At 35.4% G+C, this 26283-nt stretch carries 22 protein-coding genes; 3 read left to right on the top strand and 19 right to left on the bottom strand.

Going from position 1 to position 26283, the window contains the following annotated elements; translation table 11 throughout:
* Positions 1–437: 437 nt before the first annotated feature.
* From BM183_RS06075 to BM183_RS06025, 11 genes are all read right to left on the bottom strand, one after another.
* Positions 438–950, bottom strand: coding sequence for a dCTP deaminase/dUTPase family protein (locus BM183_RS06075; RefSeq protein ID WP_091685288.1), 513 nt, complete (start codon positions 948–950; stop codon positions 438–440).
* Between the two features lie 164 nt (positions 951–1114).
* Positions 1115–1996, bottom strand: a complete 882-nt coding sequence (locus BM183_RS06070; RefSeq protein ID WP_091685287.1) for a LysR family transcriptional regulator — start codon at positions 1994–1996, stop codon at positions 1115–1117.
* A 58-nt stretch (positions 1997–2054) separates the two neighbouring features.
* Entirely contained in the window at positions 2055–2333 is a 279-nt protein-coding gene (locus BM183_RS06065) for a GNAT family N-acetyltransferase (RefSeq protein ID WP_091685285.1), read from the bottom strand.
* 14 nt (positions 2334–2347) lie between these two features.
* Positions 2348–2923: a DUF5662 family protein gene (locus BM183_RS06060; protein WP_091685283.1), complete on the bottom strand. Its 576-nt coding sequence runs from the start codon at positions 2921–2923 to the stop codon at positions 2348–2350.
* A gap of 273 nt (positions 2924–3196) precedes the next feature.
* On the bottom strand, positions 3197–4630 hold the full coding sequence (gene purB / locus BM183_RS06055; RefSeq protein WP_091685282.1) for an adenylosuccinate lyase: 1434 nt from the start codon (positions 4628–4630) through the stop codon (positions 3197–3199).
* Positions 4631–4676: 46 nt separating this feature from the next.
* The gene (gene purF / locus BM183_RS06050; RefSeq protein ID WP_091685280.1) at positions 4677–6116 is read right to left on the bottom strand and encodes an amidophosphoribosyltransferase; all 1440 of its coding nucleotides are present in this window, start codon (positions 6114–6116) and stop codon (positions 4677–4679) included.
* A 24-nt stretch (positions 6117–6140) separates the two neighbouring features.
* Positions 6141–6845: a phosphoribosylaminoimidazolesuccinocarboxamide synthase gene (gene purC / locus BM183_RS06045; protein WP_091685320.1), complete on the bottom strand. Its 705-nt coding sequence runs from the start codon at positions 6843–6845 to the stop codon at positions 6141–6143.
* A 296-nt stretch (positions 6846–7141) separates the two neighbouring features.
* Complete coding sequence (gene hslO, locus BM183_RS06040) at positions 7142–8026, bottom strand: Hsp33 family molecular chaperone HslO (RefSeq protein WP_091685278.1); 885 nt, start codon at positions 8024–8026, stop codon at positions 7142–7144.
* 220 nt (positions 8027–8246) lie between these two features.
* Positions 8247–9143 carry a class I SAM-dependent DNA methyltransferase gene (locus tag BM183_RS06035; RefSeq protein WP_091685277.1) on the bottom strand — a complete coding sequence of 299 codons (897 nt, stop codon included), beginning with the start codon at positions 9141–9143 and terminating at the stop codon, positions 8247–8249.
* Between the two features lie 101 nt (positions 9144–9244).
* On the bottom strand, positions 9245–10033 hold the full coding sequence (gene hisA / locus BM183_RS06030) for a phosphoribosylformimino-5-aminoimidazole carboxamide ribotide isomerase (protein WP_091685275.1): 789 nt from the start codon (positions 10031–10033) through the stop codon (positions 9245–9247).
* 130 nt (positions 10034–10163) lie between these two features.
* Positions 10164–11129: an FRG domain-containing protein gene (locus tag BM183_RS06025; protein WP_242960876.1), complete on the bottom strand. Its 966-nt coding sequence runs from the start codon at positions 11127–11129 to the stop codon at positions 10164–10166.
* Positions 11130–11435: 306 nt separating this feature from the next.
* Between BM183_RS06025 and BM183_RS06020 the strand changes: the two genes are divergently transcribed.
* Positions 11436–12623 carry an ROK family transcriptional regulator gene (locus BM183_RS06020; RefSeq protein WP_097014147.1) on the top strand — a complete coding sequence of 396 codons (1188 nt, stop codon included), beginning with the start codon at positions 11436–11438 and terminating at the stop codon, positions 12621–12623.
* Positions 12624–12744: 121 nt separating this feature from the next.
* Here the strand turns inward: BM183_RS06020 and BM183_RS06015 are convergent, their stop codons facing one another.
* The 8 genes from BM183_RS06015 to BM183_RS05980 form a co-directional block, all read right to left on the bottom strand.
* Positions 12745–13677, bottom strand: a complete 933-nt coding sequence (locus BM183_RS06015) for a diacylglycerol/lipid kinase family protein (RefSeq protein WP_091685271.1) — start codon at positions 13675–13677, stop codon at positions 12745–12747.
* A complete protein-coding gene (locus BM183_RS06010; RefSeq protein WP_091685269.1) occupies positions 13674–13889 on the bottom strand; it encodes an alpha/beta-type small acid-soluble spore protein in 216 nt (71 codons plus the stop codon). The genes BM183_RS06015 and BM183_RS06010 overlap by 4 nt, the downstream gene beginning before the upstream one ends.
* Positions 13890–14038: 149 nt before the next feature.
* Positions 14039–18292, bottom strand: coding sequence for a UvrD-helicase domain-containing protein (locus BM183_RS06005; protein ID WP_091685268.1), 4254 nt, complete (start codon positions 18290–18292; stop codon positions 14039–14041).
* The gene (gene addB / locus BM183_RS06000; RefSeq protein WP_091685266.1) at positions 18249–21722 is read right to left on the bottom strand and encodes a helicase-exonuclease AddAB subunit AddB; all 3474 of its coding nucleotides are present in this window, start codon (positions 21720–21722) and stop codon (positions 18249–18251) included. The genes BM183_RS06005 and addB overlap by 44 nt, the downstream gene beginning before the upstream one ends.
* Positions 21723–21950: 228 nt before the next feature.
* Positions 21951–22445, bottom strand: coding sequence for a tetratricopeptide repeat protein (locus tag BM183_RS05995; protein WP_091685265.1), 495 nt, complete (start codon positions 22443–22445; stop codon positions 21951–21953).
* A 185-nt stretch (positions 22446–22630) separates the two neighbouring features.
* Entirely contained in the window at positions 22631–23224 is a 594-nt protein-coding gene (locus BM183_RS05990; RefSeq protein WP_139221486.1) for a hypothetical protein, read from the bottom strand.
* Positions 23193–23411: a hypothetical protein gene (locus BM183_RS05985; protein ID WP_091685261.1), complete on the bottom strand. Its 219-nt coding sequence runs from the start codon at positions 23409–23411 to the stop codon at positions 23193–23195. Before BM183_RS05985 ends, BM183_RS05990 begins: the two co-directional genes overlap by 32 nt.
* Before the next feature lie 52 nt (positions 23412–23463).
* Positions 23464–24177, bottom strand: a complete 714-nt coding sequence (locus BM183_RS05980; RefSeq protein WP_091685260.1) for an MBL fold metallo-hydrolase — start codon at positions 24175–24177, stop codon at positions 23464–23466.
* Between the two features lie 163 nt (positions 24178–24340).
* Between BM183_RS05980 and BM183_RS05975 the strand changes: the two genes are divergently transcribed.
* Together BM183_RS05975 and BM183_RS05970 are read left to right on the top strand one after the other, a co-directional pair.
* Positions 24341–24763 carry a MarR family winged helix-turn-helix transcriptional regulator gene (locus BM183_RS05975; protein ID WP_170847905.1) on the top strand — a complete coding sequence of 141 codons (423 nt, stop codon included), beginning with the start codon at positions 24341–24343 and terminating at the stop codon, positions 24761–24763.
* 16 nt (positions 24764–24779) lie between these two features.
* Entirely contained in the window at positions 24780–26126 is a 1347-nt protein-coding gene (locus BM183_RS05970; protein ID WP_242960875.1) for an MATE family efflux transporter, read from the top strand.
* Positions 26127–26283: the final 157 nt, after the last annotated feature.

Here is a 26283-nt window from a genome sequence, read left to right as displayed (position 1 = left end):
TGTTGCCTCCTTTAAATAATTATTAAATGTTGCTCCCTAAGGTTAACATAGCACTACCCCCTAAGCAACAGTTATTAAATGGGAAATTTGACACATTCTTGACACAAACCCAAATTTATTCCAGTTAAGCTGTAACATGTATATTATTGGAACATTAATAAAACCCAGATAAACCAAGGGTTTTAGGAATTAAATAAGAAAACAGAAGCAACCAGGGCATTTCATAAAAATGGAAATCAATTTGTTACAAAATTTTTAAATATATTTCAATATTATTAAATAATTATGTAACATTTAGCATCCACTGCAATTATTTTTCTTAAAAAGTACCAGACCTGGAAACACACTTTCATACCTTGCAATTTTATTTTTACTCCCATATAATTGAAAAAACGAAGACGGAATTATCTTCGTTTTTTCACTACTATTATTCTGCTTTATTTCGTAGTACTTCCAAAGCCACCATTTCTTTTTTCCATTACCTCGTCATCATATGTAATTCCATACTCAACAAATATTCCTTGCATAAAGCCTGTACCTGACTCTACCACAGCAGTTTTGCTCTCATTGGAATCATTGGTGATTTTTGCGAACATATGACCTTCATTATCGGAATAAAAATAATCACTATCTATAATACCAACTGTATTATTCAATTGCAGGCGATATTTAAACCCTAATCCGCTTCGCGGATAACATTTTAGTACCCAGCCATCCTCTATTTCAACCCGAATTCCCGTAGGAATCTTAATAGTTTCTCCAGGTGCCAAAGTAAAAGTTATTGGACTATAGAAATCATATCCTGCGGAGCCAGCAGTTGCCCTTTGGGGCAATCTTATCTGTTCATATACCTCTTTGGCTTTTTGTTCATTGGAATCAGAAAAGGTATCTGACCAATCCTTTGTAAATTGTTCCAAGCTTACTTTATGAAATTTTGCAATTCGCTTCATTATTTACCTCTTATCTATGTTTCTATTAAATCTTCTTCTTTTTTTAATTTTATGGAGTTCATTTTTGAGTTTTACTAATGGAAGGCTTACTTTCCATTGGTGAAGATCACTCTCCTTCACATTTCTTTCCTGCTTTTTAAACTATTTCTTTCTTCTATATTATCTTAAATTAGCATGCCCAATAATTCCTTAGCCGCTGTTGATATTGGATTTTTATCACTGGTTATGATACAGAAATTTCTATTTGGGATTTCCTTCTTAAATTTTAATTCAAATAATTCCCCGCTATCGATATATTTTTCAGCAAAATTTCTTACAACGGAGCCAATACCAAAATTTCTTAACGTAAACTGAACTATAATATCACTGGTTGCCAATTCAAATTCAGGTTCTAAAACTACTCCGTTGTCCTTTAGATAATCATCAATGTAAGCTCTTGTACTTGTATTTTTCTCCAAGCATATAATGGGAAGTTGTTCTAGATCTTTATAATCCAGTTCCTTATCCCTAAGATCTTTAAAACCCATTCCTCCAACAAAGACATCCTTAATGGGCTGAACCTCTTTTATGTTTACTTCCGGTTTTGCCTGAAAAGGCACACTTACAACACCAAAATCAATCTTACCCTCATATAGATATTCCAAAGTTTCAGGGGTAGGACCATTGGTTACCGTTACTTTAATTTTGGGGTGTTTCATATGAAATTCTTCCAAAAATTTCAGCAAATAGAATTGTAGAGTCATATCACTGGCTCCAATTCTGATTTCCCCGTTCTCTAAATCCAGCATCTTCTTAAATTTCGTTTCACCTAGTATTATAGTTTCATAACCACGTGAAATATAAGAGAATAATACTTCTCCTTCCGGGGTAAGTTTTACTCCTTTTTGGGTACGGATGTAAAGACTGCTGCCTAACACATTCTCCAGCAGTTTAATCGCCTGACTGACAGCAGGCTGAGAGATACACAATTCTTCTGCCGCAGCCGTAAAGCTGCCGCATTTGGTTACGTAATAGAATATCTTATAGTATTCCAGATTCACATTCATGTATCTCTCTCCTTAGATCTTTCTTTTAAATATTGTATTTTTCCAGCCCCTGACTTAATTATTTCTTTTCTAAAATATCATCATACTCTTTATTCTTATCAAACCATCCTACTGCATAAGGACAGGTAAGAATTACCTTCTTGTTTTCTTTTCTTAATTTTTCTGCTGCTTCTTTCATTAATTTACCGGCAATTCCTTGCCCTCTTAATGATTCATCTACAAATGTATGATTGATGTCTACAACCCCATCCTTCACCTCAGGAAAAGTTACCTCGGCAATAGTCCTCCCCTGCTCATTATCCATATAAATACGATTACTTTCATGTTTAAATTCCATAGAATTACCTCCTATTACTGCTTTTTATTATTCTTTCCCTTGTTATTCAGAACTTTATATCCTTTTTTTAACACCTGTGTCTTTATATAATGAAAAGTAGCATCTTCCCCCCGCTCCTTTAACATTCTAAGCAATTTGTACAGCAGATTTTTCGTATCCTCATGAATTAAATAGTGTTCTTTTGACGATTCAAAATATGCCAAAGGATCACCGTCTCTATATTTTTCTTTATTATAATTTTTACTGGCTGCTAAACGGTCACAAAACATTTCAACTACATATTTAACAGGCATTCTGGTACCTGTCATGGGTTTATCCGGTTCCAGACTATAGTCGATCCAATACTCCAAGTGATGTTTGTTCTTTCCTTTATGATGTAACCAGGCAGAACTATAGCCCTTATCAAACCGCTCGGCATTATTGGGGCTTTGATTTCCTTGAAAGTATTTAGCACCAACTAAAAATTCAACGGGAGAATATTTAGATAAATCATGAAGAATTCCTTGTTTATATAAACCTGCTCGAAAACAATATTTCATAACTAACCATTTATGATGATTAATGGTTCTTAAATGCTGTATCCATTTCATTTACACCTCTCCAATTCGTGACCTCTTAAGTTCATACCCTCAATAAATAGTATTTTAACATAATATCACAATCAATACAATTGTCAGGGAAAAAACAAGATGATATACAAAATTTTCCACCTAAAGAATTTCAAATAAATTGTCATCCTAAACACTCCAATCTGTTTATAAGCCGAATTACAAAAGAAGGTCCTAAAAACTTAAAGTTCCAGGACTCTTCATTCAAGCCTAAAATTTTGTGTTCAGAATGACAAAGTTATTTTATATACTTAATCAGACTTTTATATCTGCCTTTAAACCTAGTTCCGATTTATTATTATCCAGTATGGGCTGAATTACTTCAATCAGAAATTCTTCCACCTGCTGCTCCGCTCTTCCTGTGTATTTTGTTGGATCCATGGCCTTTTGCAATTCCTCCAAAGTCAGGTTAAAAGAAGTATCCGCCGCAATGAGTTCAAGAAGGTTGTTCTCTAAGCCATTTTCTTTTACATTCTTGCCGGCTTCCATAGACAATACACGAATCCTTTCATGCAGTTCCTGTCTGTCACCGCCGGCTTTTACAGCATCCATCATAATATTCTCTGTTGCCATAAACGGAAGCTCTGCCATAAGGTGTTTACGAATCACCTTGGGATAAACCACCAATCCGTCCACTACATTCATGTATAAATCCAAGATACCATCTACTGCAAGAAAGGCTTCCGGTATACTGATTCTTTTATTGGCAGAATCGTCTAAAGTTCTCTCAAACCATTGGGTAGCAGATGTAATGGCCGGATTTAAGACATCTGCCATTACATAATTAGCCAAAGAAGCAATTCTTTCACTTCTCATAGGATTACGTTTGTAAGCCATGGCAGAGGAACCAATCTGATGTTTTTCAAATGGTTCTTCTATTTCTTTTAAATGCTGTAATAAGCGAATGTCATTAGAGAATTTATGTGCACTGGCTGCAATTCCTGCAAGTACATTTACCACTCTGGTATCCACTTTACGTGAATAAGTCTGGCCGGATACCGGAAAGCACCCTGCAAATCCCATCTTATCCGCAATTAATTGATCCAGTTTCTTAATTCGCTCATGGTCTCCATCAAATAATTCCAGAAAACTTGCCTGGGTACCAGTGGTTCCTTTGGAACCAAGCAAAAGCATATTATCAATAAGATAAGAAATATCATCATAATCCAGTTTTAATTCCATTAGCCATAATGCAGCTCTCTTTCCCACAGTTGTAGGCTGTGCCGGCTGAAAATGAGTAAATGCTAAGGTTGGTAATCCTTTATGCTGATAAGCAAAGTTTGATAGCAAATTCATAACATTAACAAGCTTTTTCTTAATCAGCTTTAACCCTTCTGTCATTAGGATAATATCCGTATTGTCCCCAACATAGCAGGAGGTTGCACCCAAATGAATAATTCCTTTTGCTTTTGGACATTGCACCCCATAAGCATATACATGGGACATAACATCATGACGTACTTCTGCTTCCTTGGCATTTGCCACATCATAATTAATATCATCCTGATGTTTTTTTAATTCTTCAATTTGTTGGTCTGTAATATTTAATCCAAGTTCTTTTTCTGCCTCTGCTAAAGCAATCCATAATCTTCTCCATGTCCTGAATTTTTTATCCGGTGAGAAAATATATTGCATTTCTTTGCTGGCATATCGTTCAGAAAAAGGGCTGATGTATTTATCGTTATTCATGGAATCCTCCTGTTTGTATTTTTAAATGTGTAAGGTAATAATTAAATTATCTCTCAAATTCCCCGCGAATATCCTGCTTCGGCGGTTCAATTGGATAATTTCCCGAAAAACAGGCATCACAATATCCTTCATCTCCCTTAATCAATTCACTTAATCGATCTACACTAAGATATCCAAGGGAGTCAGCTCCAATAATTTCACGTATTTGTTCCACCGTATTATTATAAGCAATTAACTGGTCACCGGAAGGTACATCCGTTCCAAAGTAACATGGATACAAGAAGGGGGGTGAACTGATTCTTACATGAACTTCTGTAGCTCCGGCATTCTTAAGCATTCTCACGATTCTTTCGCTGGTAGTACCTCTAACAATAGAATCATCAATCATAATTACCCGTTTTCCTTTTACTACATCAGTTAACACATTTAATTTAATCCGAACACTGGATTCTCTCATAGCTTGCTTTGGTTTAATAAAGGTTCGGCCTACGTAACTGTTCTTTACAAATGCGGTTGCATATTGGATACCTGATTCAAAGGAATATCCCATAGCTGCCGCATTACCGGAGTCCGGCACTCCAACAACCAGATCCGCTTCTACCGGATGAATTTGCGCTAATAACCTTCCGGCCATAATTCTGGAATTATATACACTAACATTGTCTACATGACTGTCCGGCCTTGCAAAATAAATATACTCAAATATACATTTTGCTTTCTTAGACTGTACTAAAGAAGTGTCAGAATGGATACCCTCTTCATCTATCATAACCACTTCCCCCGGCTCCACATCCCTAATGAATTCTGCATCCACCCCATCCAAAGCACAACTTTCCGAGGCCAGAACATAACAATTGTCCTTTTTTCCAATACACAATGGTTTAAATCCAAAAGGATCTCTGGCACCAATTAATTTTTTTGCACTCATGATTACAAGGGAATAGGCTCCCCTTAGTTTTTCCATAGTTTTTCTAATGGCTTCTTCTAAACTAACTGCCTTTAGCCGTTCTCTGGCAATCAGATAGGCAATCACTTCAGAATCAATAGTGGTTTGAAAGATAGCACCGGTATAAGCCAGTTCATCTTTTAATTCCAACGCATTTACCAGATTCCCATTATGGGCCAGGGCTAACGTTCCTTTAACATAATTTAGAACCAAAGGCTGGGTATTTTCAGGAGTACTGCCTCCGGCAGTAGAATATCTTACATGTCCTACCCCTATGTTACCGGATAGCTTTTCAAAACTATCCGGGGTAAATACTTCATTCACCAGTCCCATGCCCTTTATGGATTTAACTTTACCGCCTGAACCTTTCGTATCACTTACCGCAATGCCACAACTTTCCTGTCCTCTGTGCTGCAAAGCAAATAGTCCATAATAAATGGAAGAGGCAACATCATTTCCGTCAAAATCATAGATGCCGAACACACCGCATTCTTCGTGAATTCCTTCGGTAATATAGGCACTTTCTATATCATTCTTCATACTGTCCCTTTCTAAACAATCTGTCTATAAACCTAAACGTTTGAATACTTCATTATAAGCACCTTCTACATTACCTAAATCCCTTCTAAAACGGTCTTTGTCCAGTTTTTCGTGAGTGTTAATATCCCATAGTCTGCAAGTATCGGGAGAGATTTCATCCGCTAAGATAATTTCATCCTTATGTCTCCCAAATTCTATTTTAAAATCAACTAATTCAATTCCGCATTCCGCAAAATATTTCTTTAATACTTCATTTACTTTAAAAGCCATTTCTGAAATTCTTTCAATTTCTTCTCTTGTTGCTACTCCAATGGCAATGGCATAATAATCATTAATCATTGGATCCCCTAAATCATCATCTTTATAACTAAACTCCAAGGTAGGTATAAGAAGTTTTCTTCCCTCCTCTATTCCTAGTTTTTTAGCAAAACTTCCTGCTGAAAAATTACGGATAATAACTTCTAAAGGTATAATTTCTACTTTCTTTACAGCAGTCTCTCTTTCGCTTAACTCTTCAATAAAATGTGTGGGAACTCCTTCCTTCTCAAGGACCTGAAATAAGTGATTTGACATTCTATTATTGATAACACCTTTTCCTACAATGGTACCCTTTTTCAAACCATTAAATGCAGTTGCATCATCTTTATAGTCCACAACATAAACATCTTCAACATCTGTTTTAAATACTTTCTTGGCTTTTCCTTCGTATAGCATGTCTAATTTTTTCATAATTACACCCATTGCATCCCACATCTTGGCAGTTGCAATTTTCCTTTCTTAATTATTCTTTCAAGTAAATGGCATATGAAAAGTCTTTTAAGTTCTCATTATAAATGTATATCAATTTATTCAATTATATTATAACTGACTGTTTCATTTAAGCAACGGGTTTACTTATTATTATTTTTCATCTATATTATAATCATTTATTATAGTAGACATTAATCGAAGAAACTTTTGTTCCTGCAGTATAACTCTACATAGGATTGTGCGGCTAAATCTTGTTCACTACACCCTGCTGCATTTTAATTCTGTCTGCTTCTTTTAACGATTTCCTTTAGCTCATCTACACTAAAATGATAATGGTTATTACAAAAGTGGCAATTTACTTCTATAGGTTCATTGTCATCTATCATTTCCTGAATATCCGTCTTGCCTATACTTACAATGGCTTTTTCTACTCTTTCCTTGGTACAATTGCAGAAGAACTGAGTATTTACCTTATCTAAGATTTCAAGTCCAAAATCCCCTAATATGTGTTCCAGTATTATCTCAGGTGTTTCATGTTTATCCAGAAGTGCGGTAATAGAATCAATTTCACTTATTTTTTTCTCTAACTGTTCAATAATAGCTTCATCAGCAAATGGCAATAACTGAATAATAAATCCTCCTGCCTGTTTTACTGTATTATCTTTGTTCATTAATACACCTAAAGCTACACAGGACGGTACCTGCTCTGAGGTTGCATAATAATAAGTTATGTCTTCCGCTATTTCTCCCGAAACCAATTCTGTTTGTCCCACATAGGGTTCTTTTAATCCCATGTCTTTAATTACATTTAAAATACCTGATTGAACGGCTCCTCCTACATCCAATTTACCTTTTGGACTAGGTGGAAGCATCACATCGGGATTGTAGACATAGCCTTTCACATTTGCTTTTGCATCTGCGGTAACCGTAAGACCCTTTATTGGACCGTTACAAGTAATTTGGAGGGTAAGCAGGTCATCCTCTCCCTTCATCATACTGCCCATCATGGAACCGGCGGTGAGTAATCTTCCCAATGCAGCCGTAGCAATTGGGCTTGTATTATGAATACTTTTTGCATATTCCACCAAATCTCTTGTAGTAGCTGCGAATGCCCGAATCTGCCCATCTGCAGCTGTTGCTCTGACTATATAATCTGACATAATGTTCTCCTTAATATTTAACTTTTATAATCTGCTATTTTTTATTATGTTGTATTTTACGTCCTACTTAATTTTTATTATATCTATTTTATATTATCTTATAATTGTATTTTATTTTGAATTGTATGTTATTTCGTATTGTAATTTATTATGCACTTTTTCTTACATCTTTTTTGTATGAAAAATATTTACTCATATATTTTTTAATCTATATCAGATTTTAAATATATAACTTATTCTCCTGATGCTTTTCTCTGGCAACAAAATAAACTCTTTCGCTTTTTTCGTCAGGGGGATTATGAGTAAAGGCATCATATACCGTTACAAATTCCATACCCGCCTTTTCGATTAACCGGATAACCGTATCTATGGTATATGCCTTCTGATAGTGAAGCTCTTCATATTTTTCATATAAGCTTACGGAAGAATCCTTGTTTTTTTCATGACCTTCATTTAAAGCTTCTTTCTTATCTGCCTCCACTTCATCTTCAACCTCTTCATCCACTTTCACAAAGATAGTAACATCATATTCATTGATCATTTTATCTTCATAATAGTAGTTGTCCCATATAAAACTACAGTCTTCTCTGTTTTCTGCTATGGTATTATCCCCTAATATATCTTTGTATTTATACACAGTATTCATATCAAAGATAAAGATTCCTCCACCATCCAAATAATTGTTAACCAATTGAAATACTTTAAGAAGGTCTTCTTCCGATGTAATATAGTTCATACTGTCACAAATACTGACAACAGCAGAAACAGTCCCATACAGTTCAAATTCACGCATATCCTGTTGTAAGTAAAGGATATTGCTTCTTTCCGGCAGTTCATTTCCTTCTATGAAATCTTCAGAACAGTCAAAATCCCGGTTATATTCTATTTCTCTGGCTATTTCTAACATTTCTTCTGATATATCAACACCAATCATATCAAAACCTTTTGCTGCCAGTCTTCTTGTAATGGAGCCTGTCCCACAACCTAGTTCCAAGACCAGACCGGAATGGAGTCCATATTCCTTTAATAATCCAACCAGATAATTTGTCCACTCATCGTAGGGTACATTATCCATAAATATATCATAAACCTGTGCAAATCCAGTATATGCCTGCATAGTAACCTCAATTCCGGCACTTTAGCGCCATTTAATAAAGAAGCAAGTTTGTAATCCGGTACAAATTGCCGGTTAACCTAAGTTCTCTTCCATCTTTCTTTTTATTGCCTGCTCAACTGATGAATCTTTTGAAGCACTTTCTTATACTCCATGGAGCCTCCAAATAAATCCAAAGCACTTCCAATGGTAACATCAAGTTGTCCTTTACCCAGCTTGTACAAAGTTTCCAAATCCCCAAAGCTGCCCACTCCTCCTGCATAAGTAATGGGAATCCCTTTCCAGCCACCAAGTAAAGCAACTAATTCGGTTTCAATACCTGTGGATTTTCCTTCCACATCTACTGCATGAATCAAAAATTCATCGCAATACCCGGCCAATTCATTCAGTGTTTCCTTATTGACCTTAACCTGGGTAAATTTCTGCCAACGGTCTGTTACAATATAATAAGACCCATCTTTTTTTCTACAGCTTAAATCCAGAACCAATTTTTCTTTTCCTACAGCCTGAACCAGTTTGTCCAAATTCTCATAATAAATCTTTCCATCTTTAAATACAAAGGAAGTGACAATAACATGAGAGGCTCCCATATTCAGGAAACCGGCAGCATTCTCATGGGTAATCCCTCCTCCTATCTGAAAACCTCCCGGATATTCTTCCAAAGCCTTTCTTGCCTGAATACAATCCTCTTCGTAATAAGTGGTATTACTGGGATTTAACAGAATTATATGTCCGCCTTTTAAGTGTTCCTTTTTATATAAAGCTGCGTAATAGTCGGCCTCCTGCTGGGACACAAAGTTCTCTTTCACCTGATTGTCTTTATCCAGCAGGCTGCCTCCTATTATTTGTTTCACCTTTCCGTTATGAATATCAATACAAGGTCTGAATTTCATTTCCGACTCCAATCTAATGCTTTTCCTTGCAGACAGTATTTTTATCTGCTTTCGTGGAAATAATAACATAATTCAAATAAAACCGCAAGAGTATTGGTAGTGCTGGCGATGCTTGAACCTCTAACCACCGCTAATCTATTTCAGTGGTATTGATTCCTTCATCAATGACTTCCTGGAACACTTCTGAGGCTATTGATTCCATATCCGGATAAAGTGCCAGTCTTGTTATTCCATAGTGTCTTAACTGGGTTTGAATTTTATCTATACTTTCGTGGTCAATAATTATTTTAGTCAGGTACTTATCCGAATCTTCAAACTTATTCAATGCAAGAAGTGCTTTCACTCTTGGAAATACGGTAAATGTGCCTCTTTGGGCTACAATTCTGGTAGTATTTAATGGCCCGATGGCTGCTGCAGGCTTTAACGTATTTAGTATATCACTTTCCGGTCCAAAAAACAGGTTAAAGGAGGGCTCTTCTACACTGGGAATATACCCGGGTTTTAAAAAACTGTGAAAAGAAAAACTTTCGTTCAATTTTACCGGATTCAGGAGCCAAACAGCTGCATCCACTCCCGGTGTTAAACTGGGATCCTCAGGGTTTGTTGCAAAAAATAAACCGGTTAGGGCATCTCTGCTCCAATCCAATATTCTGGCAGGCAGCCCATAGTGTCTTAATATAAAAAGCCAGTTCCAATAAGCATTTACATCATCATTTAAAGGAAATTTAGGAAGCTTTTCTACGTAGGCTATGGCAGAGGATTTAAATTTAGAAAGAAAAGCAGTTTCAAATAATGGGTTTAGCTGTAACCCATTTCTCTTTCTTGTAATGGTAGGCAGCAAATCAAAGGATTCCTGGGCATGGCCCCGATACCATAATTGACAATTACTTCCTTGATTAATATTACATAAGGTAGTAAATATTATATCTACCGCCTCCAGATATTCAGCCACAGATTTTACACGTATCACTTCCTTAATATTATTGGTTTGATTCTGGTCGCATATATTTTGTCCTTCCATTTTTAAAGCTTCTGATGTGCTTTTTGTTTTTTTCCCTTCAGAATCCATGTTTTCCATATGCATGGCATCTGTCATATCCTATCCCCTTTCTAACAACTTTGACAAGAGCATTGTCTATACTAAACCCGATTATAAGTCTCCAAAAAACCCAGCAGAAAAACAAAGGGAAGTTACATACTTGGAAATATGGGTTTTGGCTGATTTCTTGGAAAGGTTAAATAAGGATTAGTATTATAGATATAGTATGAAAAAAAACAAAAAAAGTGTCGTTTTTTGCAACATTGCCAAATTTTGTATTTAAATGTAACTTGCCATACTTTTGACACCTTAATCATTTGTATGTTAAAATATATATATATTAAGAATAAAGGAAAGAATACCATGATAACCGGAAGTAAAGAATTAATTCGTGACATAAATACCACTTTAGTATTAGAAACCATCTTTGGTTCCAGATATATTTCAAGAGCAGCCATTGCCAAAAAATTAGGGCTGACTAAAGCAACTATAACTAATATTGTCCAGGATTTGATACAGAAAAAACTAGTTCTGGAGAATGGATGTGATGACACTTTAGTTGGAAGAAAGCCAATCCTGCTAAGCTTAAATAAGGATGCAGGATATGTCATCAGCATAGACATAGGAATCGAAACCATTTCTGCAATTATGACGGATTTAATAGGAGAGAAAAAAAGCTTAAGGCAAATAAAAACTCCGGGTAAGAAAGAAGACATTACCCCTGTTTTAATACAATTAATCGAAGATATGGAGCCGGATATAAAAGCTCTTCCTTATGGATTAATCGGAATTACTTTAGGAATTCACGGTGTTATACAGAATAATACTATACAGTTTACACCTCATTATAACTTGGAAAATGTAGATTTGGCCGGAGCAATTGAAGAACATTTTCAAACGCCTGTTATTTTAGAAAATGTAGCAAATCTTTCTGTTCTAGGAGAAAAAGCATTTCTATACAACTATGAAAATATGAGCAGTATAATGATATACTCCGGTATTGGTATGGGGGTTATTATCAATCAAAACTTGTATACCGGAAGCCTTGGCCATGCTGGAGAAATCGGTCACACCATTGTAGAAGTAGATGGCAGGGAATGTCCTTGCGGAAATCATGGATGTCTGGAACAATATCTTTCCGAACAGTCTCTTCTAAAGGAATTTGCCAGAGAAAAAAACATGGAACAGGTTAGTTTTGAACAATTTTTATCCCTGTATAACAATGGCGATGAAGTTGCAATGAAAACTGCAGATACCTTTACAAAATATATGGCAGTATGCGTCAATAATATTATAAATGCCTTTAATTCCGATATTGTTATTATCAACAGTTCCTTTACCACTTATTTACCTCAACTGATTGATCAGATAAAGGAAAGGCTAAATAAGAACATAAAAAGTAAATTAAACCTTGTCCCCTCTACACTTGGAATTTCAGCTGTTTTACTTGGTGGAATCTGCATTTCAATTAAGAACTTCCTGAATATTAACGATATTAATTATACCAGTTACGAATATTATAAAACGCCAAAAAGATATCCTTCAAAATAAATATTCGCTTATTAATAGAATTAAATTATCTTTTATTAAATTCTCTTATTCATAAGAATATATCTTTGGAGCTTATTTCCTTGGATATATTCTTTTTGTATTTTTTTACTCTTACGTGGTATTATATTTTATCCTCTAAATGATTTCCTTTTAATTCATTTGTACTTCTCATAATGGTTAATGCCTGTTTGATTATTTGAATGTTTATTTTGCTGTATTCACCGCCAAATTCCCCGTCGGTTGACCAGGGAACAGGTTCTTTCGATACCATTTGTATATCTTTTACAGGAAAATAGTAGATATGATCACTGTTTAATTTACCTGTTAATAAATCGTTTATTATACTTTGAAACTCCAGTACATTTTGTGGTGTTTTAATAAAGATGCCCTCAAAAATACCGTCATCTAACAATACATCTTTTCCGGTAATGCCTTTAAAACCTCCTACGGAAGTGGAACTAGTTACCATTCCAAAGATAAAATTATCTTCGATACAGATATCACCGCAGGTAATTTCCATACTATAAGACTTCCAATTAGGCAGTCTTTTAACACCTTCTAAAATATAAGCAAGGCGGCCTAATAGATTCTTGGTTGTTTGTGGTGTTTCATAAGAAGCGTCGGTAAAAAGCCCAAAGGCAGCGGTATATGTAAAGTATTTCCCATTGATAACTCCAACGTCAAAGGGAAATTCTTTTCCTTTAATAGCCACTTTTGCAGCTTTCAGCATATGTTTAGGCAAAGACAGGGTATAAGCAAAATCATTGGTAGTTCCGGAAGGGATGTATCCTACGGGAATATTTACATTACTATTCATAAGACCGCAGATTACTTCATTTAAAGTTCCATCGCCCCCGGAGCATACAATTTGGTCATACTCTTCTTTTTCAAGGCATTCTTCTACTATTTTTGTACCGCTTTCTTTTTTTAAGGTGGTATAAACAGTTACTTCATAATCATGCTTTACAAACAATTCGATGATATCAGATAACCAACTCTTTATCTTACCTTTACCTGCATGGGGATTATAGATAAATAATAATTTTTTTTTCATGATTTATTTAAATCACCCTTTCCTGTCTGTTTTTTTCTCTTTGTCATTATTCCGCCAATACGGCCTGTTTCTTTTGCTGATAAAGATTTCCATCCATCTTTCATAACTTTATCAAAAAGTCCAAGTTCTGCTGCGATTTCATATTTTAATCGTTCGTCCGGTTTTAATTCACTTAAAACAAATTTTTCCGGGTCTAATTTCTTCTTACTCATAATATGCCGCTTCCTTCTTAAATATTAACATATTATGGCTCTTCTGCACAACCATATTTTTAATCTGATTGTGTAAAAATTACCACAAATATGCTATATAAAGTGTAGCCTTGTTATATTTATTTCATACCTTTATGAGTAAACTTTTGTTAGGTGGTTCTGATTCCCTTCCCCAATGCAAAGGAATATATCATTCTCTCACCAACGCATATTCCGGTGAGTTGTTCTAAGGCTTTCTGATAATAATCCATTTGAACCTTATATCTTTTTCTTAATATTTCTTCCCCATGTTCTTTATCCACATCATCTGTTTTATAATCTAATAAAATCCACTGGTCTCCTTCTTTAAAATACACATCAATAACACCTTGGACTAGTATTAATTCTTCACTGTGGAAACTTTTATTGATCTCATTTGCTTTTATACCCATAACAAATTGACGTTCTTTATAAAGTCTTCCATCCTTCATGGCATTTCGCATTCTCTCTGCCGTATTACTTTCTACAAATGTACATAGCTTATCTTTATCTAATAATTCCAGCTCTTTTTCACTGATTTTACCTGCAAGAACCAGCCTGGAAAGGCATCTTTCCACATCTTCCAAAGTATAAGTTTCTAAAAGATTCATGTTTTCTAATACACTGTGATAGATTGTACCAATTCCGGCTTTGGTGGGCTTTTCTGACTGCTTAATAAAGTTTGGAACCGGTACCTGTACCTCATCCATAGACCGTTCTATTCCTTTTAACGGCATTCCCAGTTCCTCTGCTTCCATTTGCCCAAGGCGCTTTAATTCTGATACGGTAAGTTTCGTATGAATGTTGGTTTCCGCCTCATAAGGGTATTGATACTCCATCAATGACTGAATTTCATTCCATATGCTCTCGTTATAAATCAGATGGTTATTCCAGTGTAGGAGTTGGTCTTTATTCACCTTTTTAAAGATTTGTTCTCCCAATTCTTCCCTGGCTAATTCCTCATAAGTAACTTCCTTTACTATTATTTCTATGTTGGCATTATATAATGGATTACTTTTATCCTGAAAGACCCCATAGTCTTTTAGTATGTCTTCAAATCCTTTATACCGCATGGCAGCTGGAACAATCCAGTCAAGATAGTTACCTGCCGTACTTAGCTGATAAAATAAAAGCTGCTTTTCTTTCTGCTTACAAATGGAACTCCACTTCTTCAGCTTATCTTCTAACTTTTTCACACCACCGGTGATGATTAATTTTTCCTTGGCTCTGGTAAGTGCAACATATAGAACTCTCAGTTCTTCTCCTAAGTTTTCCAGCACCAGTTCCTTCTGTATCACTTTCTTCACTAATGTAGGTGCTTTTATTCTGAGTTTATGATTCACATAATCCGGTCCTAAACCTAAGTCAGGATGAATTAGTAACTTACCCCTGGAATCCTGGTTATTAAAGACCTTTCCTGTACCTGCCACAAAAACAACCGGAAACTCCAGACCCTTACTTTTGTGAATACTCATAATCTTAACCGTATTATCATTCTCTCCTGCAATGGTGGCTTCTCCAAAATCAATATCATATTTATGAAGTTTTTCAATATACCGGACAAAATGAAATAATCCGGAATAGCTGGTGTTTTCAAATTGAACCGCCCTTTGAACCAACATATCTATATTGGCTTTCCGCTTTTCTCCTCCCGGCATTGCAGCTGCAAAATGATAATAACCGGTATCATCCAGTACTTTTAAAATAAGCTGATGAATGGATAAGAAACAAACCATATTACGGAACTTATCCAGCTGATGAAGGAAGTTTCTTAATTTATCTGCTAAAATTTTTTCTTTATCATGGTTATCATCTTTATGTTGTTCATTGTAAGATAGGTTGCCAGTTTGATTATTGGAATAATTATCATATCGATTTTCGGTTCTAATGTGGTCATTATAATAAATTTTGTCGTCAGCTTGATTGTCAGTATAGCTAGATAATTGGCTGTCGACTTGATTCCCATGTAATTGTTTCAGACTTTCTTTAACATCAGCTATACCGCCTGTTAAATCTGAACTAATCTGGTTTTTATCAATATTTTTATCATTTAATAAATTACTTTTTCTTAGATAACCCCCATTCTTTTCCTCACTGTCCAATTCATTATCTTCCGATTTATCATTTCTTAATTGATTTTCTCTTAGATTACTTTGTACAATACATTTAGAACTGCCCATATGTTCTATTTTAGATTCTATTACTTCATTTTTATGTATAATACAACTTTCTTCTTCCTGTTTTTTTACATTATCCGCTTCTACAGCATTAGATGGCATGTCTTCATCCATATCTTCTATGATGGTATGATCCTTTACATAATCTACTACGGCTTCATACATAGATTTTTCCCTGTGAGGTATTCGTATCTCTGCTAATTCATTGCTGTTTAATCCAACCACAGGTGAACGGAGAACGGAGGTAAAAGGTATATCCTGTCTTGGATTATCTATAATTTTCAATAGATTTAAAATAGTACGTATCTCTGTGGTAGAAAAATACCCTGATCCCGTATCTGTGTGAGCAGGAATATCCTCTGCTCCTAAGGTATCTGCAAAGACTTCCGACCAGTTGCTCATGGTTCTGAGTAATATAACAATATCCCTATACTGTGCAGGACGAAATGTATTACCATCCTTGATAACCATTCCTGTTTCCGGATTGATTAACTCTTTAATCCGTCTGGCAATGGCTTTTGCTTCAATTTCCTTTGCAGTATATTCCTCTTCCTCTTCACTGGCCTCTTCATCCGCAGAAGGAATTGCAAAATTTCCTTCTTCATCCTCCTTTTCTTCATTTGGTTCTATTTTTACCAGCATAAGCTCAGTATCCTTTGGAATTCCCTTTTCTTCCGTTCCAAAATCAGCTCCCGGATACAAAGCTACCTTATCATCATATTCAATGTTACCCAGTTTCTTCGTCATAATCTGCTCAAACAGGAAATTTATGCTGTTTAAAACCACTTCTCTGCTTCGGAAGTTCTTATGAAGGTCAATTCGTTGATAGAGATTATCTTCTGTGCTATATTCCATATACTTTTCCATAAATAATTCCGGCCTAGCCAGCCTAAATTTATAGATACTCTGCTTTACATCACCAACCATAAATAGATTCGGTCTTCCAATCCGTTCTTTTGAAATACTGTTTAGAATCTTTTCCTGAACGAAGTTACTATCCTGATACTCATCAATTAATATCTCTTCATAATATTCACTTAACTCATCTGCTGCAAGAGATGGTTTTTCTATGCCATTTTCCTTATGAACCAGTATATTCAGTGCAAAATGTTCCAGGTCATTAAAATCCACCAAGTTCTTATCTGATTTTTTATCAGCAAATGCAGCCGCAAAATCCTTGGTCAAATTAATTAATACTTCTACCTGCCGGCTCATTGCCTGAAGGTCTGCAAGCATTTCCTCCGGGGACTGAAAGTAATAATTCTTTTTCAGGTCATTGATTACCTTCTTAATGTCATCCCTGATGGACTTTACCTGACTCTTCTTTTCATCACTTACCCCTTCTTCCTTTTTACCGGAAAGCCTTGCAAATTTAAAGTCTGAAAGAGCAGCACCACATTCCTCATAATCTTCAAGCTTTATTAATGCCTCCAATAATTCCATATCACTTTGCAGTGCAGTAGTATAAGCCCTTGGGCCATCGCTCTCATTACATATATTTAAAGCTTCCCTGCATCTTTCCAGCATATCCTTTACCATGGAATTGATATTATGGAGCAATGCCTTCATCCAGTCAGATTTTTTCATATCTTCTACGGAACTAAGGTTAAATGTGCTCTTCTTCTCCTCCAACCACTCATCAGGCCAAGGATAACTCATGGAGAAATGATATAATTTTAAAACCAATTCTTCGATTTCATCATCGGATTTTCCTGCTGAAAAACTTTCTATAAAATCCAGGAAGTCTTCCCCTCCTTCCTCATAGTAATTCTCTAATAATTCCCCAAGAACATCGGATTTTAACAAAGTAAGTTCTGCTTCATCTGCAATTCGAAAGGAAGGATCCAAATCTATGGTATTAAAATGATTTCGTATAACATTCAGACAGAAACTATGAATGGTAGTGATCTGTGCACTGTGAATTAAGGTCATCTGTTTTTGCAAATGCGAATTCTCAGGCATTTCTTTGATTTTATTATCAATGGCTTTTCCGATTCTTTCACGCATTTCTGCGGCTGCTTTATTGGTAAAGGTAACTATTAACAGCCTGTCTATATCCACAGGATGGTCTCCTTCAGAAATCATGGATATAATACGTTCTACTAACACAGCCGTCTTACCGGAGCCAGCCGCAGCAGAAACTAATATATTACGGTTTCTAAGATCAATTACTTTCTTCTGTTCCTCTGTCCACTTCATTTCCGCCATTCTTGTCCCTCCTTTCTACCATTTCCTCCCATATATCCTCCTTGGATAGGGAATGCAGATTACGGTAACTATTACCTTCGATTCTAATATCAAAACCGCATATACTATTATAAGGACAATAATCACAAGCAGTACGTTTTCCCATCCGGTACGGCTTAATTCCCGTATCACCGTCTAAAATCTTTCGTCCAAATCGGGATACAGTTTCCTTCACAAAATCCTCCATACTTTTTAATTGTGCTAATTCTGCCACGCTGGAGCGTTTTGTAAATAAACCCTCTTTATTTGATTCTACTGGAATAGTATCCGATTTCACCGATGGCATAATTCCACCGTCTTCGGACTTAAAACTATGATCCAAATGTTTCACCACTTCTGTATTGCTGTTTACAATCCCGTTCATCTTAAGCTCTTTCAATATACTTGCCTCTACATAGTCGCTTTTTTCAACAATAGGATCATCAATATTATAATAAAGAATGGCTCCGGGGATAACTTCTTTATCCGGATTCTCCCTTTCCAATAATTCCATGGCGGCATTCAGATAAATTGCCAACTGTAATTGTAAGCCATAGTAAACGGATAAAAGGTCAAATGTGGTATTACCGGACTTATAGTCAATTACCTTAACCATGAGCTTGTCCTTTTCTTCATAAATATCCAGACGGTCAATTCTTCCCTGTAATCGGATCCGTTCTTCCCCTGATAAATCTAAGGTTAAACTATTTAATTGGTTTCGGTCTGAGAAAAACAATTCAAAAGCAGCCGGTTCAAAATCACCTTTTTTTATCTGTTGGCACAATGCCCAAAGAGTCCGCTTGGTAATACGTTCCACTCTCTTAATGATATACTCCAGACGTTTCGAACTGGTTAAGATGGCATTGCCATATCCTTCTGCTGCTTCACGTACACATTCTTCACTCCAGGCATCTCTGATATCATCAGGAATGGTGTGCCAGTTATATTCACTGGCAGATAATTTTCTGGAAAAGCCTTCAATGGCATTATGAAAAATATTCCCCATATCCGGTACAGCCAGACGGTATTCCTGCCTTTCCCTTAGTTCTAATCCAAAACTAATGTAATGGGCAAATGCACATGCTGCAAACTGCTCAAATCTGGTAACACTGCCCATAAGATTGCTTCCGTATAGTTCCTTTGCAATCCGCTTGGATAATCCCATGTCCGTATTTACATAAAATACTGCATCTATCAGATTATGTATGGTTTGCTGATACTCCTCCCTGGAATTATAATAACGGAATAATTCCTTCCAGGTATCGGATACATCTTCATAAGGAAACCGCCTTAATCCATCAATTAAATAATCCAGCCCTCTATCATTACTTATGATCTGTTCTAATTCTTCTGATTCCTCATCTTCGTCAATGGTGAGTTTGGAAAATAACTTCTGGAGCACCCCTATCAGGTAAGAAGGCCTTAATGCCTTGCCATCTTCACTTACTTTACTAAAGGTAACATACAATTTCTCCTGAGGTTTGGTCATGTTCAGATATAAATAAAATTGTTCCGTATATGCAGCCTGTCTCTTAGTAGGAGCCATTTCAATTTCGTGCTCTGCAAGCATTTCTCTTTCTAAATCAGAAAGTATTCCTCCCCCTGTATTACTTTTTGGAATAATACCATCATTAACACCTACAAAAAACAAAGCTTTAATATCTTTTAATCTGGTACGCTCTATGTCACCTATCACTACCTGGTCAAGCCCTGGGGGAATCAGGCCCACCTTTGCTTCTGCTAAGCCAGCCTCTAAGACTTCCGTATATTCCTTTAAAGATAACGTCTCTTCCCCTAACAGTTCTACTAACTTTTCATATAACTCTATAACAATACCATAGATTTGTTGGTATTCCTTTGCAGTCGACAACATATTCTGTTCCTCAAAATACACTCTGTAACTTTCAAGCTTACCTACTGCATCCATTTTTACACCAAATTCATAAAGAGCAGTCGTATATTCCGTCACATTCTTACTACGGTCGGACAGCACTTCATAAAGAGGCATAAGCTCCTCACAAAGCTGTTTCCTTAATTCATTGATCCGGTTTAGTTCCCCTTCTTTTTGCCCGCGATAAGTTCTTGTCCACTGGGTATTCCAACGCTTTCTTCCACGAATCCCCAGAGCAATTACGTAATTTTCGAGAATATCTGCCTCTTCCCGGTCTATACTTCCCATTCCGCACCTTAGATAACGGAATACACTTTCATAGTCAAAATCATTCTTTGCAATATCTAATACGGAACGGATAAATTCCACAAACGGATTAGATAAAATATCTTTTTTCCTGTCTATAAAACAAGGAATGCCCGCCTTTTCAAATTCCTGCTCTGCAATCCTTCCATAGCCTGCAATATCTCCGGTAATTAGGGCAATATCCTGATACCGGTAATCCTCAGTTCTGATTAAATGTTTGATTTCACGGATAACATACCCTATCTCTTTCTTACCGTCACGGGCTGCATGAATACGAATGCTGTCCTGTTCCTTATCATAACTTACATTAGGATATCTGAAAATATTTCGCTCTAAGGCAGCTAAAGGAGGACAATTCAGATAACGGTAGGGTATCTTAGAGGACAGTTCTTCCCCATAGATTGGTTTATCTACTTCAATCTCTTCCTCCTTTGCCATATCCATTAATCTCTTAATTGTTTTCTTACTTAAATGAAACAGCTTAAACTCCTCATCAACTCTACGGATATCTTCTCTTGGATCAATCGTTACCGTAATGAGAACCTTTTTAGCTTTCTTCATTAAAATGGTTAATAGTTTGTACTGAGCCGGAGTAAATCCTGTAAATCCATCCAAACAGATAATACTATTTGCTATTATCTGTGACTGATCTATCACATTACATAAGACATCTAGAATTTCTTCCGCTGTTATGTACTTCTCATTCATATACTCTTTAAAGCCATTATAAATAATAACAATATCATGGAGTTTTGCCCGAAGCATTGGTTTGTTCTTGGCTAACTCCTCCATTTCCTGAAGCTGCTCTACTCCAATGCTGTACTGATAAATTTCAGAAATCAGCGATTTTAATTCATCAATAAAACCCTGCTTTTGAACGTCATGATTGAATAGTTCTAATTCTTTTTTCTTGTTGGCAACAATCTTACGAAGGACCATACTTTTACCGGTGTCCTCGAGAACCGGTACATCATTTCCTCCTACTTCGTCAAATATTCGGTATGCCAGACGGAGGAAACTTAAAATATCTATATTCATAGTACCGCGGTTTGGGTGCATGGAAACAATATCTTTCTGCGTCTGCAGCGTAAACTGTTCCGGTACGATAACCAGATAATTGGTGTCCGGATTATCCATGGATTTTGATATTACTTCTTTATATAATTGATAGGATTTTCCTGCTCCGGAGCTTCCTAGAATCAGCTGCAATGACATCTTCTTTGCCTCCTTACGTTGTACTTTTAAGTTTATGCAAACTTATATCATAAGTAATGTTTACTAATAAATTGTCAAATTTCTTTCTTCTTATTACGATTATACTAACATTTTTTTATAGGAATAACAACTACATATGATTTCCTTTCAGAAGTACTTACATATAATAAAGCCTATATCTTGATTAACTTAGTAGCTAAAGATATAGGCTTCTTATTTTTTATTTTTTCATGCTCTCCAACATTTTTTTAGTCTACTTCCAAAAGGACAAAGTCGTACCAAGCTGGTTTCATATAATATTTCGGCTTTTTCTATTTCGCCCAACTCGTAATAGCATAGGATAAGATTAATTGTATATGCCAGTAATGAACCATTTTTCTCAGATAAATATGAGTGGTCTATCCCTTCCAAGTATTCTTTTGCAGTTTGATAATCACCCAATAGCATATGACCGGCAGCACGATTAACAGCAAGATAACTTACGATTATTGGTTTGTTATTATGTCTCTTCCCATGGTTATCCAGCATTTTTAAATACCGTTCCGGGTCACAATCAGAGTCCAAAGCTTTTCTACGCTTCTTACTAATAATATAACCTACGATATAGTTCATTACCATTAAGATAATAAAAGTAATAAGGAATGACATAATAATATTAACATTAAAATACAACAATATTATCATACTGGCTAATGCAATTATAAAGAATACTATGTATAGCATATTAATCACCACCCGTTTTTATATTACTTCCAGTAGACTTTGCAATTCACAATATTGGCACCTACATCTTTCAGACTATGAACATCCGATGGAGTGCTCCGCTTTGTTCTGCATATAGATAGATTATGTATATTTAATAAATCATAATACTTTGTAATTATAAAGTTCATCACTATAAACTATTTCTATCCACATTTAGTAATGATATCTTTATGATTATCCTCAATAAACTTGTATGCCCTATCTAAAAAATCAGCCATATTTTTTCGTTCTTCAAACAACTTAATAATATACTCCTCTATTGGAATATCATTTAAAGTGTTATCATAAAAAATCTGATACGCTTTTTGTGGATACGGTGCAGCTTCCTGCATCTCCTTTGTATTCAAAGTGGGGTCAACAGCCATTTCTTCTAAGTACCACAATACATCCGGATAGGAAGGCTGTTCTTGCAGCGTATATCCATGCATTGCTTTCCACTTTTCAAATAATATGAAATGATTTATCTCATGTATGGATGCTCGTATAATAACATCTTCCGCTGTCTTATAATGTATCCAATACTCTTTGGTAAGTACATTTCTTGGAAAAACTGCATATAGTCCTAAGTAGCATGTAATATCCTGATATCCTTTTGGCCATTCAACCTCAAACAAATCTAACATTTTAGGAATAATAACAGATGGAAACACTTCAAATTTCCTTAAAAGTTCAGCTTTTCTCTTTTCTATTTCATCAGCATTATTCTCATACTCCTTGTACATCATCCTTAACTGCACTATAAATCTCCTCATTAGTCATTTGATTATTTATAGTTAAAGCTAATTGAGGAAATGCGCGAAATACCCTATCTTTAAATGGCAAAGTCTTATTATTCTCTGAAAAACCATGATATAATAATTCCGCAATTGATTGAGTATTGAATTCTATATCTGATATATTAACTTTAATTTCTGGAATAGCCATATAGCGCCCCCGTAATAAATACATAAAACATCGGTTTAAAATCGTACTAATTTTATAGTAAACTACTGTTTTTAAAACTTTTTAAAATACCACCATGATAGCAAATAAATGTTTCCACATCATACTTCATTAGTTTTACAAATGAAGTATTGGCACTATCCAAGTCTAAAGTAAATTGCGGATTGGCTATAACTAACCGGTCATCCTCTAAAACAGCGGCATCGCCAGTTACCATCGTCTTTTGATTCTTTATATATAAAGAAATGTGACCCGGCGTATGCCCGGGAGTTTCAACGATTTCACACCCTCCACACCAATCCATAATTTCACCGTCCTGTACAAGAATATCCACCTTAACCGGTTTTACCGCTCTTAACATTTCACAAAATGCTTCTCCAAATGCTTTTTCCTCTTCGCTTAAGGTACTTTGCATTGCCTCTGCCTGTTCTAACCTCAAGTTTTTCTTTTCCCCCGTAATATAAGGAGCTTCGATCTTACTTGCAACAATTTTGATATTGGGATATTTTAGTTTAAAATCTGCCAAAGAACCCATATGGTCATGGTCCTGATGAGTTATACATATCTTGGTCAGTTGGTTACAATCCAAACCTTTTTCTTTCATGGCATCTTCTATAACAGGCAGGAACCCTGTATATCCGCAGTCCACCAGTATCATCTCTTTATTGTCTTTTAAAATAACCGGATAAATTATTTCTTCCGTATCTCCAAACTTATACTTTATATTTAATACAATAATATCTTCCATACAATCACCTTTTCACTTTCAACAAATGCCATAAATTCCTATTTACAACATAATACATTATTACCTAAGTCGATGTCAATCACTTCTTTGTAAGGTAATTAAATATTAGTTTACTTTTGAACTAATTTATTGTATAATGTTTTTTATTCGGAAGGAGGTTCTTATGAAAGAAAATATCAATACACTCATTCATTTTTCTTATATTACAAAAACATATCAGCAATTTATTCAAGAATTCATGAAAAATTCTTCTTTTTCACCGAATGAAATGAATTTAATGCTTTTCCTTGCTAATAACAAAGCAGATACTGCTATTGATTTTGTAAAAGAAACCGGTGCTTCAAAGTCACTGTTAACCCGTTCCGCAGACTCTTTGGTAGATCAAGGTTACATAAGAAAAGAACCTGATCAGGGGGATAAACGTTTCACCCATTTAAAGCTTACTGAAAAAGGCGAAGAAATTGCTTCTACCCTTAGAACTTTACGAAGCGATTTTATGAAGAAATTAACAGATAATATATCACAAGAAGAGTTTCTCGCCTTTCAAGAAACCTTAGAAAAGATGAAACAAAATATTTTAAAGTGAAAGGATTGAAATAGTTTTGGAACAAAATTCAAACATGGGTACTGAAAAGATCAGCAAACTAATGCTGCGCTTGTCTCTTCCAACCATCATTGCCCAGGTAATTAACGTTTTATACAATATTGTTGACCGTATGTATGTTGGACATATTCCTGAAGTTGGGGCAAATGCTTTAACGGGTCTAGGAGTCAGTGCACCTTTGATACTAATTGTATCAGCATTTAGTATGTTTGTAGGCGGAGGGGGTGCACCTTTAGCTGCTATTGCCTTAGGTAAAAATGATAAAGAGGAAGCAGAAAAAATATTAGGTACCGGAACCGTTATATTAATCATCCTATCCATAGCCTTAACTATAGGTGTATTTATATTTAAAGAACCTTTGCTTTATCTCTTTGGTGCAAGTGATGTTACTTTTCCCTATGCTAATGAATATACCACTATCTATTTATTGGGCACCCTATTTGTACAGTTCGCATTAGGCCTGAACCTGTTTATCACTTGCCAGGGTAAAACCAAGATTGCCATGTTTTCCGTCTTAATCGGAGCAATAACTAACATTATTTTAGACCCCATCTTAATCTATGGATTTAATATGGGAGTTAGGGGGGCTGCCATAGCCACGGTATTTTCACAAGCTTTAAGCGCTGCTTTTGTTGTGGCATTTTTAGTGTCCAATAAGTCCATCATTCGTATTAGATTTAAATATCTGAAATTAAATGCTCAATATGCAATAAAGACACTCTCTCTGGGGGTTTCTTCTTTTACTATGCAGGTTACCGAATCTGCTATATTAATTGTATTTAATAACGGTTTATTAAAATATGGTGGTGATATATATGTTGGAACCATGACCATTATGCAAAGCGTCATGCAATTATTAACCATTCCAATCCAAGGACTTATACAAGGAACACAACCAATTGTCAGTTACAACTATGGGGCCGGGAAATATGACCGTTTAAAAGAAACTATGAAATTATCCTTAAAAATCACGGTTGGTGCTACCGCAGGATATTATGTATTGGTATTCTTTTTCCCTCATCTATTTGCAAGGATCTTTACTTCAGAAGCAGATTTACTAAACTTAGTAGCTAAGATTCTTCCAATATTTATGGGTGGTATGTGGTTATTTGGCGTACAAATGACATCTCAGATGTTCTTTGTAGGAACGGGACAAGCAGGGAAATCCTTGTTTATCGCTCTTTTACGTAAGGTAATCCTTTTAATTCCAATGGCAATTATATTACCTAACTTTTTTGGAGTTATGGGGGTTTTCTATTCTGAGCCTATCGCTGATCTTATTTCTGCATCAACTTCAGGTTTTTTATTGTTCTATAGTTTAAAGAAACTAAAAAATTTATCTTGACCTGAAGTTCTGACAAACTATTGTCTGCCGCTTAACTCCTTAAGATTTATTCTATTATGTTTTATAAAGAGATTCTACCCTTTCATAGTGTAGTATCTCTTTTTTATCTTGGATAAAAACTTAGTATTAATTTAATATGTTTTCATTTGAATTACCG

The sequence above is a fragment of the Anaerocolumna aminovalerica genome, from assembly GCF_900115365.1.
GTDB classification, from domain to species: Bacteria; Bacillota; Clostridia; order Lachnospirales; family Lachnospiraceae; genus Anaerocolumna; species Anaerocolumna aminovalerica.
This window is presented reverse-complemented; position numbering and strand designations above follow the sequence as displayed.